Origin of the sequence: Pseudomonas sp. MWU12-2020, from assembly GCF_023100605.1 — a bacterium.
Lineage (GTDB): Bacteria > Pseudomonadota > Gammaproteobacteria > Pseudomonadales > Pseudomonadaceae > Aquipseudomonas > Aquipseudomonas fluorescens_H.
The window spans coordinates 261741-277305 of record NZ_JALMEX010000001.1; the positions used below are offsets into that span (position 1 = coordinate 261741).

At 57.9% G+C, this 15565-nt stretch carries 17 protein-coding genes; 7 read left to right on the forward strand and 10 right to left on the reverse strand.

Translation table 11 applies throughout. From position 1 onward, the window contains the following. Positions 1–73: 73 nt before the first annotated feature. From M0814_RS01230 to M0814_RS01255, 6 genes are all read right to left on the reverse strand, one after another. Positions 74–433 (reverse strand): hypothetical protein, encoded by a 360-nt coding sequence (locus tag M0814_RS01230; RefSeq protein WP_095136351.1) that lies wholly within the window; start codon positions 431–433, stop codon positions 74–76. A 594-nt stretch (positions 434–1027) separates the two neighbouring features. Then, positions 1028–2056, reverse strand: a complete 1029-nt coding sequence (locus tag M0814_RS01235; RefSeq protein WP_103486653.1) for a DUF4238 domain-containing protein — start codon at positions 2054–2056, stop codon at positions 1028–1030. Between the two features lie 588 nt (positions 2057–2644). Then, complete coding sequence (locus M0814_RS01240) at positions 2645–4408, reverse strand: UvrD-helicase domain-containing protein (protein WP_103486654.1); 1764 nt, start codon at positions 4406–4408, stop codon at positions 2645–2647. Continuing rightward, entirely contained in the window at positions 4405–5967 is a 1563-nt protein-coding gene (locus M0814_RS01245; protein ID WP_218565919.1) for an AAA family ATPase, read from the reverse strand. Before M0814_RS01245 ends, M0814_RS01240 begins: the two co-directional genes overlap by 4 nt. Before the next feature lie 17 nt (positions 5968–5984). After that, positions 5985–6212 (reverse strand): AAA family ATPase, encoded by a 228-nt coding sequence (locus M0814_RS01250; RefSeq protein WP_218565918.1) that lies wholly within the window; start codon positions 6210–6212, stop codon positions 5985–5987. A gap of 344 nt (positions 6213–6556) precedes the next feature. Then, positions 6557–6988 (reverse strand): type II secretion system protein N, encoded by a 432-nt coding sequence (locus tag M0814_RS01255; RefSeq protein ID WP_112997814.1) that lies wholly within the window; start codon positions 6986–6988, stop codon positions 6557–6559. 133 nt (positions 6989–7121) lie between these two features. On the opposite strand from M0814_RS01255, the gene gspH reads away from it, so the two are divergent. Both gspH and M0814_RS01265 read left to right on the forward strand, forming a co-directional pair. Beyond that, entirely contained in the window at positions 7122–7574 is a 453-nt protein-coding gene (gspH, locus tag M0814_RS01260; protein WP_103486667.1) for a type II secretion system minor pseudopilin GspH, read from the forward strand. Further along, positions 7571–8179: a prepilin-type N-terminal cleavage/methylation domain-containing protein gene (locus M0814_RS01265; RefSeq protein ID WP_103486668.1), complete on the forward strand. Its 609-nt coding sequence runs from the start codon at positions 7571–7573 to the stop codon at positions 8177–8179. Before gspH ends, M0814_RS01265 begins: the two co-directional genes overlap by 4 nt. Before the next feature lie 330 nt (positions 8180–8509). Here the strand turns inward: M0814_RS01265 and M0814_RS01270 are convergent, their stop codons facing one another. Genes M0814_RS01270 through M0814_RS01280 form a run of 3 tightly spaced genes read right to left on the reverse strand, consistent with a single transcriptional unit; the run spans position 8510 to position 10693 of the window. After that, positions 8510–9448 (reverse strand): FecR domain-containing protein, encoded by a 939-nt coding sequence (locus M0814_RS01270; protein ID WP_103486669.1) that lies wholly within the window; start codon positions 9446–9448, stop codon positions 8510–8512. A 31-nt stretch (positions 9449–9479) separates the two neighbouring features. Next, entirely contained in the window at positions 9480–10031 is a 552-nt protein-coding gene (locus M0814_RS01275; RefSeq protein ID WP_103486670.1) for an RNA polymerase sigma factor, read from the reverse strand. After that, a complete protein-coding gene (locus tag M0814_RS01280; RefSeq protein ID WP_247868453.1) occupies positions 10028–10693 on the reverse strand; it encodes a secretin and TonB N-terminal domain-containing protein in 666 nt (221 codons plus the stop codon). The genes M0814_RS01275 and M0814_RS01280 overlap by 4 nt, the downstream gene beginning before the upstream one ends. A gap of 207 nt (positions 10694–10900) precedes the next feature. Here M0814_RS01280 and M0814_RS01285 point away from each other — a divergent pair, with 207 nt between their 5' ends. Further along, on the forward strand, positions 10901–11215 hold the full coding sequence (locus M0814_RS01285; RefSeq protein ID WP_003225661.1) for a hypothetical protein: 315 nt from the start codon (positions 10901–10903) through the stop codon (positions 11213–11215). 158 nt (positions 11216–11373) lie between these two features. Here M0814_RS01285 and M0814_RS01290 read toward each other — a convergent pair whose 3' ends face one another. Next, complete coding sequence (locus M0814_RS01290) at positions 11374–11814, reverse strand: carboxymuconolactone decarboxylase family protein (protein WP_003225663.1); 441 nt, start codon at positions 11812–11814, stop codon at positions 11374–11376. 311 nt (positions 11815–12125) lie between these two features. Between M0814_RS01290 and M0814_RS01295 the strand changes: the two genes are divergently transcribed. The 4 genes from M0814_RS01295 to M0814_RS01310 all read left to right on the forward strand — a co-directional run bounded on the left by M0814_RS01295 (position 12126) and on the right by M0814_RS01310 (position 15531). Beyond that, positions 12126–13559: a PLP-dependent aminotransferase family protein gene (locus M0814_RS01295; protein WP_103486379.1), complete on the forward strand. Its 1434-nt coding sequence runs from the start codon at positions 12126–12128 to the stop codon at positions 13557–13559. A 123-nt stretch (positions 13560–13682) separates the two neighbouring features. After that, positions 13683–13976 (forward strand): putative quinol monooxygenase, encoded by a 294-nt coding sequence (locus tag M0814_RS01300; protein WP_103486380.1) that lies wholly within the window; start codon positions 13683–13685, stop codon positions 13974–13976. A gap of 198 nt (positions 13977–14174) precedes the next feature. Next, a complete protein-coding gene (locus tag M0814_RS01305; RefSeq protein WP_103486381.1) occupies positions 14175–14576 on the forward strand; it encodes a cupin domain-containing protein in 402 nt (133 codons plus the stop codon). Between the two features lie 241 nt (positions 14577–14817). Next, on the forward strand, positions 14818–15531 hold the full coding sequence (locus tag M0814_RS01310) for an ATPase (protein ID WP_103486382.1): 714 nt from the start codon (positions 14818–14820) through the stop codon (positions 15529–15531). Positions 15532–15565 lie beyond the last annotated feature (34 nt).

Here is a 15565-nt window from a genome sequence, read left to right on the forward strand (position 1 = left end):
GTGGGAGCGAGCTTGCTCGCGAAGGCGCCAGAATGAACACCCGATCAATCACCAGGTGATCCCGACACCCGCATCAACCCGGCAACTGCAAATTATCCAACGCCCGATTCACCGCCAACTCCCCAAGCATGATCAACTGCGCAATCCCCGCCAGCGCGTGACGCTGCGACACCGGCAACAAGCTGGCGATGTTCTGCGCGAGGGTTTTGGCCGAAGCGAGTGTTTCACTGGCATCCACCAGCAGCTCTTCGGTTTTGTTGTCCGCCGTCACGGCATACATCCCACGGGTTTTACGTGGGGGCGGCGTGGACCCGGGCGGACAGAGGTAATGGTCGAGCGCGCGGTCGGCGGCTTCGTGGAGTTTTTTGGAGTCGATGGATTCGTAGGGGGAAACCGAGGCGGTTTCGGGCGGGTTGGGTGTTGGTTTGATCATGGTGAAGCTCCTTGATGACTGGAGCCGCCACCGTTCGCGGTCAAACAAACTGGGTGGCAGCTGTACGCGGGTTGACCGACCGGACATCAAGGAATCCGGCACACCCGAAGGTGTCCCACGCACAGCCGCCGCGACATGATTTCAGACAATGCCTGAACACGTGCAGAACGCTGGCGCGCCTTGATATTGGGCGGACGGTCAAATCCGATCGCTGATTCGTCAGCGACCGAACCACAATAGAACCCGCCCCCAAGGCGCACAAGCCGGCGGATTCTGGCGTAGCTGTAGGCAAAGGCGCAAGGATATGTAGCCTGAGAGAGTGTCTGGAGATGTATTTTTAAACGTTGGTGTTTATCGAGACCTCATTGCATCACTTCCTATAAAGCAGATCTGTCCGCTTATGCTTTTTTTGTACAACGAATTGCACGACAAGGATCCAATGAGCGTTGTCCTCATTTCACGGTCCCACCCGCCAGTTTCTACTTTCCACAGAGGGCAAGAATTCACTACCAAAAGCTGTAATTGGCTAGGGACAAACCCACGACTACCCACAGTACTGCGCCCCAGCCGTGATCAACTGCCTCTCGGGGGTAATCAAAGGTTGGGGTACTTAGCCTCCTCTTCTGATTGGATCGCGTGCCAATCTGCCCACAGCTTTGCTTCTGCATCAAATAGCTCACGGGAGACTTTGCGCGGCCTGAATTCGACAATATCTTGTGTATCCGTTGCAAATATGTAGCGGCTGGCACCATTGATGATCGTCGTCCGAATAAATGCTGCGTCGTAGAGGCTTAGGACAGTCCCTCGTTGTGGGGGGCGCTGGCCAACACAAGCGAATAGTAGATGCTTGGGGCTAAGAGGAAGGAAGAGTCTCGTTCCTTGTACCCCCCAGCCGCCTTCGAGGCTGAGCCCCCCACTTGCAGATACTCCCAATCTTGTGAACGGATTATCAGTGGTTGGCCACGTGACTCCAGGTGGGGCATGCAGGATGGTCCATCGATGAGTTGGCATACGATGGATTGTGTTTTTGAGTATGTGTTCGAGGTGCCAAATCCAAAACTTCCGCCCGTTCAGCACCAGTGCTTCGATACCTTCTGCGCCATCCTCATTTTTTACGCGATGGAGTTTGAGGGGCAACTTGCTAAATGGGTCTACAGCTGCCACGGGCTCAAGTTTGATACCAGACGCCAAAGCTGCTTCAACTTTGGCAAGCGACCCCTCCATTGACTCAGACAAAAGAGCCTCAAGTGTTTCGTTCTGCCGCCTCATAAAGCTCTGCATGCCTGTAGGCGTCCTGATCGATTGTGCTACGGCGAAGCGGAACAAATTGCTCCAATCCTCAACGCTCAATTTCGTCTCATTCACTACCTTTGATATCGCCACCGACGCAGGCTGCTCAAAATCACGATCAAGCCATTGCTCAATCTCATCGCTGTCTTTGGAGCCAGAAAAATAGGTGTAAAGGTGCTGATGTTTAGCAATGCTTTTGGGGGAATGAGGCTTCCAATATTCGCATTTCTCATGTGGCACTAGGAGTCTGTAAGTTAGGATTTTGCCGTCAATCACCCAATGCCTAAGGTAGGACTGAGGTACATAGTGGTTATCTTTTTTGGTGCCTTCCATTGTGGCGTTTCATCCTCATTTATATTTCCTGAGATACCTCTACCCAAAGGATTTTGAGGAATCCATCCTAATGAACCACGCTAAGTGATTGAGAACTCGGAGAAGTGACTGAGCATAGCCGTAGGCGTCAATTAGGGGCAACGAAGGGGTAGGTGTTCTGGTCAATAGGTTCAAAGTGCCGCAGGCGAAGAATATTGACGATGAACGTCAGCCATCGATCAACGGCGGACACCTATGCATGCGTCCAGCATGCAGATTTCATGATTCCACGCAGCCGGGAGAGTCTCAGTGGGCTGGAGTCTAAAGACCCTAATTACATCTATCTCTAACTTATGCACCTTCCACACGCAGTTACTCACCGAAGTCATTGAGCGTGACCAAATTCAGCCGTCACCAATCGCGGATCCAGTAAGGGAAATCAAATCAATCATGGAAGAATACGAATTGCTGAGACCACCAACCGGCACCTTCGAATTCAGTGAAGATACGAACGCCGCACTATCGCCTTGAAGTGACACTCCATATTGTATGACCTGAGCTAATTGACGAATCGTCCTACCAGCTGTTCTGGAAGCTAACCATGCCTTTTCACAGTCTGAAGCCGGACATAATAGGACATGCTGGAAATGCCGGTTCCAGCATCAGAACGTAACGTCGTGCACGGGTAACCCCAACGCGAAGGATTTTCCTGCTGCGGTCGTATGGTGGAGCATCACCTCGCCAGACCAAGGAGGAGCGAAACTCTTTGGCGCCTTGCCTGATGCTTTCCCGAACCAAGATCACCGCATCAAACTGCTTGCCCTTCGATTTGTGGATCGTCATGACATGTATGCCTCCGGTGTCGTTTCCGTCAGCGAGCAGTTGATCTTGCACCAGTGCGTTATCCAGCCCCTGACGAGCTTTGGTGTAGGCACCAGTCGTCATCCACATCTCAGACAGGTTCGAACTGATTCGCTTGCCACGATTGAAAGCGATCAAATAATCAAGGGCTCCTGCGACCTGTGTGAATTCAGTTACTCCAGTTCGGTAGAGCAGTGTTTTGATCAGTATCCAATCCCTGCCAGGGTCACCCGAAAATATAAGGTCAGCAGCACCGTTTATGATTGCTTCAGCGCTCCTCGCGAGATTCGTCTTTGGGGGCTTACCTGCAGCAATATTGGCACTCCACATTAAGTAGGTTGCCGCCTGCTTGAGCGCCGTTGCACTTCCATCCGCGCGTCTGATTGAGGCAAGCAACTCTAGGCATGTTGCGATATCGGCTGCACGCCGCTCGGGAAGCTTGGGCTCCAGAAGGAATGCTGCCAATCTGGCCGAAAGCAGAACTGCGGCTTCGTCGAATAACACTTTGTGGGGAATAGGCTTCGCGCCTCCGTTCAAGGCAGCTGAAATTTTGGCGACGCCACTGCCGGTTGTTGCGAGGATGACCAAGTTTTCCAGTTTCAGGCCATCAGCTTTAGCTCCATTGAAAAATCGACCGAGCGCCACACGTATCCACTGAAGCGGTTCCTTTTTTGGGTCGTACAGCATGCGACCAACACCAGCGTAAGGGACTTTTCTCGGCGTTTTCGCCAAGATGTCATTGCCGAACGCAGCTATGTCGGTGCCAGGACTACGGTTGTTTTCGGAACCAAGATCTACAAAAACGGGAGCTAAAGCCTCTTTGATATTCTCAATTCGCTCCGGACCTACACCTTCCAAGTGGTCAAAAATTTGCTGGTCAAGATCAGCCAGGCAAATAATTTGGCAGAGGTCAGCTAGTTTCTGAATGCAGCCCCAAGCCTCATTCCCAGTATCTTGAGCTTCATCAACAATGATTACAGGGTGAGTATCTGCAACCAGCACACGTAGCAACTGACATCTTTCGAGCAGTTCACTTGCTTTCGGGGCAAACCAGTCAAAACAGATTCGCCCGTCTTCCGCGAACAGCCGCTCCCGCTCGGATTGCCACGCGAGCCAATCCGCCGTCCCCTGCTCTCCTTTCTTCGGTGCCTTCACACCACCAGATAAGGCCTTTTCATCTTGAGGAAGTAGTATCTTGAGCTTGCCCTTCGGTGAGCCAAGCAGGTAGCCATGGCTTTTGAGCAATGACCAGCAAAAGGAGTGAAAGGTCTGGAGACTGAGCTGCGAACGTACCGTCTTATCGACCAGTAGATTCGAGGCCTCTGCAACCCGGGCAACGGCTGCGCGAGAGAAACTGAGGAAGAGTATTGATTGCCCCGGCTGCAACCCAGCAGCAATAATCTTCGTGGCTTTTTGGAGGGCGATGGTGGTTTTCCCGCTGCCAGGCCCTCCGACGATCAGGAGGTGGCGATCTTCGTCCAGAATCGTCTGACGCCGCTCGCAGATGATCATACTGCACCTACCGGATCATCCTCTTCCTCAGCAGGTCCATCACCAGGCCGAGCGGCAGGAGCAGGTTTTGGAAAATCGTTATAAACACGCGTCAAGAAGTCTGTGATGCCCGGAGGTAGTTCATGCAGCGCACAAAGGTCCAGCAACCGGGCTGCATATCCGTTTCCCTTATTGCTTTTGAGCGCCTTGAGCATGTTGTCCTTAACTCCCTTGTCGTCAGGGCGCTCGGCAGGAATGCCAATATTCCCTTGATCACCAGAATCACGGAGCGTGGACAAGAATGTCCATTGGTGGTCAACCGGTGTCTGAGTTACCAAGAGCTGCTCGATGTTTGGGTACGGAATCTCGTTAGGAAAGTCGAAGGCCTCAGCAAACTTCTGATTTTCCTCTGCCTTGCGTGGCTTGTAGTCATAGAACGCGTACGTACGTAGTCCAAGTGCTTTGAAGAAAGCTCCGAAATTAGGCAACGAACCGTCGCCCTCGACCGGGAAAATTGTGATGCCTGCCAGATCCAAGGCGAACAGATCCGGGTTGGCCTGCTCCATCTTCTCAGCGACTGCTGTCAATGCACTGTGCTCAGTGATCCCCTCCGCAACAATTACCCCAGGCCCCAGCATCGCTTCCGCCAATCCACGGCGTGCATGGCGTTTGTACATCTTGCCCTTCAAAGTCGTGCCAGATGCTACGGTTGTCGACTCAACTGTCGCCTCGCCATTGCGCCGCAGGATGATGATCTGTGAGGGGTCGAATCGTTCAATCACATATGGTGAGTGCGAGGTAACAAAACACTGAGTCGTCTCTTCCAAGAGGTACTTCGCAATTCTGCGCTGCGTATGCGGCGGCAGAGCTATTTCAGGCTCTTCCATTGCAAAAATCACGTTGTCCTTCTTTACCTCAGCGATGAAAGACAACAGGGCCAGCACGAGCGTGTTCAGTGTACCAGTCCCAACATGCTGGAATGGGACTGGCTTTTGATCCGCTGTGATGGAAATAAAAAACGACATCGTCTTGCGTAGGTGTTCTCTCGTCAGTTGCGAAACGAATAGCTGAGTTGTTTTACCAGCTCCACCCACAGAAATGTACTGGGCAAGCCTCTCTTCAATCGAGTCCAGCACTGGTCTAAGGTCAGCGGCATCCGAATCAATCGGAGGATCCAGCTCTCGAAGCCGCTTGATGGACTTTTCCCATAGGCCCGTGCGCACGCCTTGCAACCGGAGGATCAGGTCAAGCAAAGAACCACGTTCAAGACTGAGCGCGCGTGATCCTGTGCGTAAGGTCCGGAGATAGAGAAAACCGAACAACCGCTTCACTGTTCTCTTTACACGCTGAAGTTCGCCATCATCGAGGCTGGGGCTATATGAGAAGAACGTGTCCGCCTCGAACTCATCCTCCTCCGGGTTGTAGAAGGCTTGGGTTTCAATGCGCAGGCATCGAATCACTTCCGGAGGAGCGGCGGCATCTACCTCGCCAGCCTCCAGCAGGCGTTGCTCTTTGACATGCCATAGCTCCGTATGAGCGGCGCAGGTACGCTCAACCTCGCCACTGAGGTCTACTAGCATCACTTCGATCTTGATCTTTACAGGGTTGGCCCCGTCAGCATCCAGGTACGAGGCGTTGTAAAAGTCGAATTCTTGAACCGGGGGAAAGCGGGAAGCCTGTCGGGGCTTAGAACCAAATCCAAGGCCTCGCAAATCGTACTCTTCCCGACGTTGTTGCCCCCTACCAACAGGGTGTGCCCGTCAAACGTGAGGTCAGCCGACTTCACACCACGAAAATTCTCAATCTTCAGATTGATAACGCGCATTTCCGCATATCCCTGTGCTGGATGGTCGCTTCAGCTTGGCTCATTCAGCCGACGCTGCCTAGCCACAACTGTGGAAAAAAATGGCCATCATGAGATATGGATCAATCGTCCTGACACGCTCCCTGAGCATTTTCAAGGAGATTGCGAATACCGCTAGTGACATTATGAATGCTTGGCTAGCTTAAATATCCGAGCGACCGCCGCAGGTCGGGAGCTTCCGATCGCGACTGCCAGCTATCGGCCAAAAGCGATCACAAGCATTCCCTAGTCTGTCGGCTCACTTTACAGAGCGCTTAAACTGGCATTCAACTAAACGGCAAAAATAACAACTCCGATCCTACAAATCAGGGCCTCTTAAGACTCGGCAAAACCACCCCCTCCCCCAACCTCTCCACCCCCAACCTCACCCTCTCCCCCCCCTGCTCAATCACCACCCCATCCCCCTCCACCGCCACCAACTTCACCCCAGGCCCCACCCGCTCCCCCTGCAAAAAACTCCTCGGCGGTCCATCGTTCAAACTCAAAATCGCCACCGCCCCGCGACTCCCTGCCATCACCCCGCTCACCTTGATGTCCACCGGCGCCGTCTGGTTGGAAAACCACTGCAACGCCGGGCTGTCACTGCGTGCCGCGAGCATTTGCGGGGGCGCTGGTGGGGTGTGGGATTCGGCGGAGGTCAGGAGCAGCGACGACCAGGTCGCGACGCCGACCAGGGCGGCGAGCAGTGCGAGGGCCTGGACGGTTTGCGGGGGGGATATGCGGGTGGTGAGCATCATGGGCTGAATCTCCTTTTAGTCCCTGCTGACAGGCTACGCGGCAATTCTCACGGTTTTATTTCACACGTCTTACATGTTGGCCGTGCAGGATGTTTTTTTGGGACGGGGCAGGACGCAACGGAGCGCGCAACCGATGAATGTGGGTAGGCAACAGGGCTTTACGCTGATCGAGTTGATGGTGGTGCTGGTGATCATCGGGATTGCCAGTGCGGCGATCAGTCTGAGTATCAAGCCGGATCCGCTGCAGTTGCTGCGCAAGGACGCTGAGCGGGTGGCGCAGTTGCTGCAGGTGGCGCAGGCGGAGGCGCGGGCGGATGGTCGGCCGATTGTGTGGGTGAGTGATGGCAAGGGGTTTCGCTTCAGTCGGCGCAGTGACAGTGGTCGGGGTTTTGAGCATTTCAAGGATGATCCGCAGTTGCGGCCGCGCACTTGGCAGAGTCCGAAGCTGGAGGTGCGGGTGGAGCCGAAGCAGAAGGTGGTGCTTAACGCCGAGTGGATTAATCCGCCGCTGCAATTGACCCTGTCTGATGGGCTCAATCGGCTGAGTGTGCTGCGTGATGCCAGTGGAAGGATCAGTGTGCAATGAGCGATCAACGGGGCTTTACCCTGATCGAGGTGATGGTCGCTATTTTGCTGATGGCGGTGGTCAGTTTGATTGCCTGGCGCGGGCTGGACAGTGTGACGCGGGCGGACAGTCATTTGCAGGCGAGCAGTGAGCAGAGCGACAGTTTGTTGCGGGCGTTGAATCAGTTGCAGCGTGATGTGGAGATGCGCGCAGGTGTGGAGTTGACTGAGCCGAAGAAGGTTGGCGTGGATGATGAGCCGCCGAGCGCGCCGCCTGCGGTGACGGTGCGGAGCAGTGACAGCAAGGGGTTTCGGCTGGATATCATTCGCAGTGCGGCGGATCAGCCTGGGGCTTTGCAACGGGTGCGTTGGTGGGTCAAGGGGGATACGTTATATCGGGCGGTGGCTGAGGCGCGCAGTCGGTATCCGTTGCCGGCGCCGGGGGTTGGGGTGGCGGTGTTGCAGGGTGTGAGTGATGTGCAGGTGCGGGTTTGGGAGGTGGATAAGGGGTGGCGGCAGTTGAGTGGGAATCGGCGGGAGGATCCGTTGGGGTTGGAGGTGCGGTTGACGCGGGAGACGGCGCAGGGGGTGGAGCGGTATCGGCAGGTGATGGGGCCGCTGGAGTAGTCAGCATCACTGCAAAATTCTGTGGGAGCGGGCTTGCTCGCGAAGGCGGTGGGTCAGTTGATGATGATGTGGTTGAACGGGCGCCTTCGCGAGCAAGCCCGCTCCCACAATTGGATTGGGTTTGGTCAGTTGGGGAATGGTTGGTTTGTGAGCTGTCATCGCTGGTAGAGGCCAGCACCCACAAGCCGGTAGATATTGGTCGGCTGTCGGGCCGTCATCGCGAGCGGGCTCACTCCTACAATTGGATCGTATGCGGTCTGGGAGAGATTGGTTGGCTGGCAGGGCGTCATCGCTGGCAAGCCAGCTCCCACAGGGATTGGTGGGGTTGGGTTAGCTGAGGACGACTACGCCGCCGGGTAGTTCGGTGCATTTGACGCCGTAGGCGTCGCGGATCAGCAGGGCGACGCCGGCGAGTTGGTCGAGGCTGAAGCGGGCCTGGACGCGGCGTTGGCCGAGGTCGCGGTTGAGCAGCAGCAACATGCCGGGGCGGTAGCGGTTGATCTCGTCGATCATCTGGCTGAGGGTTGCGCCGTTGAATACCAGTACCTGTTGGCGCCAGTTCATCACCGCTGCGGTGTCGACGCTTTGCACCGCGCCCACCTGTTGCCCGTCGTAGGTCAGTTGTTCACCGGGCTGCAGGCGCAGGCTGCGACCATCGACATTGACGTCCACCGAACCATCCAGGCAGGTCACGCAGACTTGCTGATCGGTATTACGCAGGTTGAACCGCGCCTGACTCGCCCGCAACCACCCGCCCCCGGCCTGCATCGCTAGTGGCAACCGCGCGGTCTGTACTTCGACTTCGCCGCTGACCAGTTCGAAACCCTGCACGCCGTCATCGCCGGAGCGCTGGTTGATGCGGGTTTGTGTATTCAGTTCCAGGCTCACGCCATCGGCCGGTTCGACCCGGCGCTGCTCGCCGACTTCAGTGATGTAATCGGCGCCGAGGCCACCAAAGCCTCCCGGAATCGTTCCGCGCACCAGCAAAAACGCCGCCGATGCTGCGATGGCGCCACCGAGAAACGCGCGCCGGCCAAACCGCCGAGGCGATTGCAGCATTTCAGCGGCAGGCTGCAGGTTGTGCCACAACACCTTGGCCTCTTCGAAAGCGCGGGCATGTTCGGCGCTTTGTGCGCACCAGTCACGCAACGCCCGGGCGTCGGCCACGGTGGCGCGGCCCGAGGTCAGCAAGATCAACCAGTCGTGGGCTTCGTTGTGCAGATTGTCGGCCGCCGATGGCTTGGCAGGTGTCAGTCGAAAGATGTTCAAACGCGCAGGTTCTCAACGAATTGATCGGGCACTATTCAGAAGACGGTTTTCCGGCCCCGCGACCGAACCGCTGAAACACTTTTCTTTCCAGTTTCGCTGCGCAGTGCCCCAACGCGGCTTTGATTTCCTTCTCGACCATGCGCGTGGAAATGCCGAAGCGCTGCGAGATTTCCAGGTGCGGCGCCTCTTCCAGACGCGCCGCGATGAAGATTCTGCGACGCCGCGCTGGCAGTTCGTAGAGGGCGCTGAGCAGCGACTGGATTTCCTTTTGTCCACCGACCACTCGCGCCGGATCCAGCGCCTCGTCGCCGATTTGCAGCAGCTCTTCGACTTCCTCGCCGGTGAGCACGCGCGCATCGGCCTGACGGCGGTCGGCGGCGATGTTCAGGGCCATGCGATAGAGGTAGGCATTGGGCCGCAGCAGGTTCGGCGGCGTTTCCATGCGGTCGACCCGCAGGTAGGTTTCGTGCAGCACGTCGTTGGCCAGGTCTTCCGAGCCGAGACGGCGGCGCAAGCGCACCCGAAAGTCCTCGTAGGACGTCAGGAACAGCTGGACCATCGAACCTTGTCCGGTGTCTTTCATCCCCCGGAAACTCCTTCCCATTTGGTGCATTCCATGCGTTTCCCTGACGACTCCGGTAACAACAGCAACGTGACCGGCTGACGCAACGCGCTGGGCGTCGGCCGGTCGATCCTGAGATTGCGAAAGCTCTCCACCAGCGCGGTATCGCGCCGTACATCGCCGGTGGTGGTGACCAACCGGTTGTGCTGCACCACGCCGTCACGCCCGACCCAGACCTGCAACACCGCGCGATAACTGCCTGGGCGAGTCAGTGGCGAACGGCACAGGTTGCGCTCGATCGCCGCTTGCACCGCGGTGGCGTAGCTGCGACTCACAGCGGCGCTGGCCGGCGTGGTTTTGTCCAGGGCCGACGGCACGTCCTCGACCTGCGCCACTTGCAAGGTGAACGCATCGTCGCGGGCATAACGCGCCATCAGGCCGCTGCCGCCGAGCAAACGGCGCAAGGCGTCGGCAGCGGTGTATTCGCCATCGACCGCCAATGAGCGCCGGCCACGACTCAACTGACTGTCGACCAGCACCGCCACCCCGGTGGCATGGCTGTACTGATCCAGCGCCCGGGCCAGGTCCTGCGCCGGAATGTGCAGCGTCATGCGCAAGTCGGCGGGCGCGGGTTCGGCTGTCGCAGCACTGCTCAACCAGCCAAGCAGCAGCCCCAGACTCACCCGGTGCACAAGAGTCGCTGAACGCTGAAGACCGTCCCTGGAACTGCCTCGCTGCACGGCTGACGTACCCCTGAAAACCGTCATCCTGATGGCTGTTTATGAATCTGGTGTGACGGGCGGTGCAAAAAAACCATCACGGGATTCGCGCAAGGCTTGCACTAGACTGCAATCAGAGAACGGCCGCTTCGGGCCGGCCAGGAGGCTTGCATGAAATCACTGTGGAAATTCGCCCTCGGCGGGCTGCTGCTGAGCGCCTTCGCCAGTGCCCACGCCGAGCAGCCGCTGGGCTGTGTGGAGGTGACGGTGGGCGGCTACAAGGCGCCGAATTACGATTGCCTGAGTCAGCAGATGGGCAACAATCCCGAGGGCGCTGCCGCCGCGCAGAAGAATCAGGAAGCACTGAATGTGCCGGTGAACAAGCGGCCACCGAATCAGGTCGGGCTGGCGACGCCGGCGGCGACCAGTACGCGGATGGGGAATACGTTTGGCACGTCAGTCAAACCACAGCGCCCACCGAACTGAAGACCAAACTTTGTGGCGAGGGAGCTTGCTCCCGCTGGGGTGCGCAGCGCCCCCAAATCTGCCGAACCGGTTTTAACTGACAGACCGCATGCAAAGGTTTTGCGACTGCTGCGCAGCCGAGCGGGAGCAAGCTCCCTCGCCACAGGGTTTTGTGCACGTCAGTCGCTTGGGGTTTGGCGAAAGCTAACGGCCAGACGATTCCAGCTGTTGATGGTGGTGACGGCCATGGTCAGATCCACCAGTTCCGCCTCACTGAATTGCGCTTTGGCCTGCTGGTAAACCTCGTCCGGCACATGACTTTCCGCCAACAGCGTCACGGCCTCAGCCCAGCCCAGGGCGGCGCGTTCACGGGGATTGAAAAAGCCGCTGTCGCGCCACACCGCAATCGCATACAAACGCCGATCACTCTCCCCGGCCCGCCGCGCGTCCACCGAGTGCATGTCGGTGCAGAACGCGCAGCCGTTGAGCTGCGAGGCGCGGATCCTGATCAGTTGCAACAGCGGCGCCTCGATGCTCAGGTCGCTGGTCAGCGCCTCCATGGCGATCATCGCTTTCATCGCCTTGGGCGATGCGTTGTAGTAGTCCAGACGCGGGGACATGGCAGGTCTCGGGAAGCGGAATGATGAGTTCACGGTAAGCGCTGATGCGCTGGCGTTACAGCCCCAATTCCACGGAATATCGCTACACCACTGCCCAATGCACACACATAGACCCTGTGGGAGCGGGCTTGCTCGCGAAGGCGTCGTTTCAGGCACTAAAGTATCGACTGACACACCGCATTCGCGAGCAAGCCCGCTCCCACAAGGAGGACGGTGACCAATTTCGGGTTTTTGTGCTGCGCAACTACTGCCAATCACGCAACAGAGTTAATCTGGCCGACACCCCAATCGCCCCCCGGAGCCGCGTCGGTATGGAACTTCACGTCGTGATCAATGGCCGCAAGGACCTCGCCGGCCAGCTGTACAACCAGCTGCGCGGCGCCATCGAGTCCGGGCGTCTGGCTGCCGGCACGCAGTTGCCGCCCAGCCGTCTGCTGGCCGAGCAACTGGGGATCTCGCGCAAGACCATTTCCGACACCTACGCGCAGCTGACTTACGAAAATTTCCTCACCGGGGTGATCGGCAAAGGCACCTACGTCAACGCCCGCCCGGCGCAGATTCAGCGCAAGCAAAGCCACACCGAACTGGCCAGCGCCGAGGTGATCGAGCGCTGGCGCAATCTGCCGGTGTTTTTGCGCCACCCGTCGCTGGAAGGTTCGTTGCGCTATGACTTCATCGGCGGCGCCACCAGCAAGGGCCAGTTCCCGCATGACGACTGGCGCCGCTGCGTGTCGCACGCGATGCGCCAGATGGCCGGGTCCAAAGGCTTCTACAGCGTACCCGAGGGTCTGCCGGCGCTGCGCAATGCGATTGCCCGGCACATCGCGTTCTCGCGCGGGATCAACTGTCAGGACGAGGACATCGTGGTGTGCAACGGCGCGCAACAGGCGCTGGACCTGATCACCCGCGTCCTGATCAGCCCCGGCAGCCTGGTGGCGATGGAAGATCCGGGGTATCCCCCGGCGCGCCTGCTGTTCGGCACCCACGGTGCCGAAGTGGTCGGAATCCCGGTGGATGCCGAAGGCATTGTGGTCGAACAGATTCCCGAGGGTACGCGGCTGATTTACGTCACCCCGTCGCACCAGTTTCCGCTGGGCATGCCGATGAGCCAGGCGCGCCGCGAGGCCTTGCTGGCCCGTGCGCATGAGCTGGGCGCGATCATCATCGAGGACGACTATGACAGCGAGTTCCGCTACGAAGGGCGGCCGACGGACTCTCTGTTCAGCCTTGATCAGCGCGGCATCGTGGCCTACGTCGGCACCTTCTCCAAGACCCTGCTGCCGGAGCTGCGCCTGGGCTACGCGATCCTGCCGCCGGCGATCCTCGAAGCGGTGATCCGCGCCAAACAGCTGACCGACCTGCACGCCTCGACCCTGCCGCAATGGGCGCTGGCCAAGTTCATCGCTGAAGGTTGCCTGCTCAAACATATTCGCCGTTGCCACGCGATTTACGCCCAGCGCCGCGAGCGGATTCTGGCGCGCATGGCCACGGATCTGGCGCCGTGGCTGGAGGCAATACCGCCCAGTGCCGGGTTCCACATGGCGGTGCTGTGCAAGGTGCCGATCGACCTACCGCTGGTGATCGAACTGGCGAAAAAAGTCGAAGTCGGGCTGTATTCCATCGACGGATTCCATTACCAGCAACCGGTGAAGAGCGGCCTGTACTTCGGCTTCGGTGCGATTGAAACCCTCGACATCGACACTGCTCTGGATCGCCTGCGCGACATTCTGCAACAAGTGGCGTGAATGATTGGTCTGGGCGATTAACCGCCGATTGGTTATTGGTGATCAGCAGGTGCAGGCCTATTCTGCATGGGCGTTATCCCTCAATGAGCAGGATTCGTCCGGCCTGATTCAGGAGTGTGAGCAATGTCCAACGAAGTGATCAACACCGTCCAGGTGCGCGCCGCCGCCGGCCGTTCGGAAGAGCTCGGCCGGCAGCTGCAGAAGATCGTCGACACCCTGCGCCAGACACCGGGCTGCGACGCCTACATGGTCGACCGCTGCCCCGAGGACAGCCACCGCTGGACGGTGAGTGCGCGCTGGCAGTCGGAAGCGGCGATGCAGGCGCACTTCAACCGGCCTGAGGCACAGGGGTTTATCGATCTGATCGATAGCCGGTTGGCCAATAGTGTGGATTTCAACAGTTTCCCGATCGTCTGATCTGCCCCCTTCGCGAGCAAGCCCGCTCCCACATTGGAATGCGATCAACTGTGGGAGCGGGCTTGCTCGCGAAGGCGTATTCCGCCGCACCGCCGCACTGCTGATTGGTCACCCGATCTTCCCGAATATTGGCCGTTTGAATACCCCGCCCCGCAGACTACTGTGATCACCACCCCCTCCTCCCACAGGTGATCCGCCATGAAAGCCCTGCACCTCTTCACCGCCGCTCTCGCCCTGTCCCTGTCTGCCGCTGCGCTGGCCCACGATCCGTCCGAGAAAGTCACGGTGCTGCAAGACCAGATGCTGAAAAACGCCCCCGGCAAGAAAGCCATGATGATCGAAGTCGATTACCAGCCTGGCCAATCGTCCATCGCCCACAAACACGACGGCACCGCCATGGCCTACGTGCTCGAGGGCGAAGTGATTTCCCAGGTCAAGGGTGAACAGGCGATCACCTACAAGAAGGGCCAATTCTGGTACGAACCGGCCGGCTCCGAACATCTGGTGTCGAAAAACGCCAGCCAGACCAAACCGGCGAAGTTGCTGGTGTTCATGGTATTGGCCCCGGACGAGCAAGTGCTGATCCCCTTGAAAAACTGATGGTTGTTTGCACAGCCATAAATAAAAAGGCGCAAAACATCGTTTCGCGCCTTTTTATTTCCCCAGGCAATTAACCGATTCGACTTAAAGCAAATAAAACTATCGCACGATCATTAGCGGGGAAATTGTCAGGTTATTTACAGGTTGGCGGGTTTAGTCTGAGTTAACTGTCGTGCGCCCATCACAAACAGCCTCGACAACAACGACTTTCCGACTGAAGTTGCTTCACGGGAGACTCACCATGAAACTTGCGTTTGCCAGCACCTTGGCGATATCGGTTTTGGCCTTGTCCGCCTGTTCAGTACCCACCGCGCCACAAGCGGTCTCGTCCCTCGATTCCCTGTTCACCCAACCGGTCGGGCGCAGCAGCGCCGCTCAGGTAAAAAGTGGTCCCGGCGTGTCGTTGGGCGTGGTCTACAGCCCAAGCACCCAGACCAACCGCGAATACCTGCGTAACTACCAGGCCAACGCCGGCACCGGTTTCGGCCAGAGCCTGCTGGTGCAGCCGATCCACGACGCCTACGTCGCCACCTCAAAACCCGACATGGCGGTGGACTGGGTCAAGGCTTCGCTGCAACGGCAGTTCGGCGCGGTGACGGTGTACCCGGACATGCAAAGCCTGCGTGCGGCCAACCCCGATGTGGTGGCGATCGTCGATACCCACAGCCAGTTGATCACTTCGCGCAGTTCCGACATCAAAGCTGATGTGAGTGCGGATTTTTATGATGCGAAATTGAACTACATCGGTACGGCGAAAGGTTCCGAGGCGAAAGAGTTGACGCCGGTGTGGGCGGACTTCAAACGTTCGGAAGAGATCGTGGCCGATATCAATCAACAGGAAGATGTACAAGTTAGAGCTTTGCAGAAGTTTGACCAGTCGCTCAGTAATTTATTGACCAGACCGACAGATAAAGTGTCGATGCTCGATAGTAAACAAGCACATAAGTTGTATTGACACAAACGGCCTCTTCGCGAGCAAGCTCGCTCCC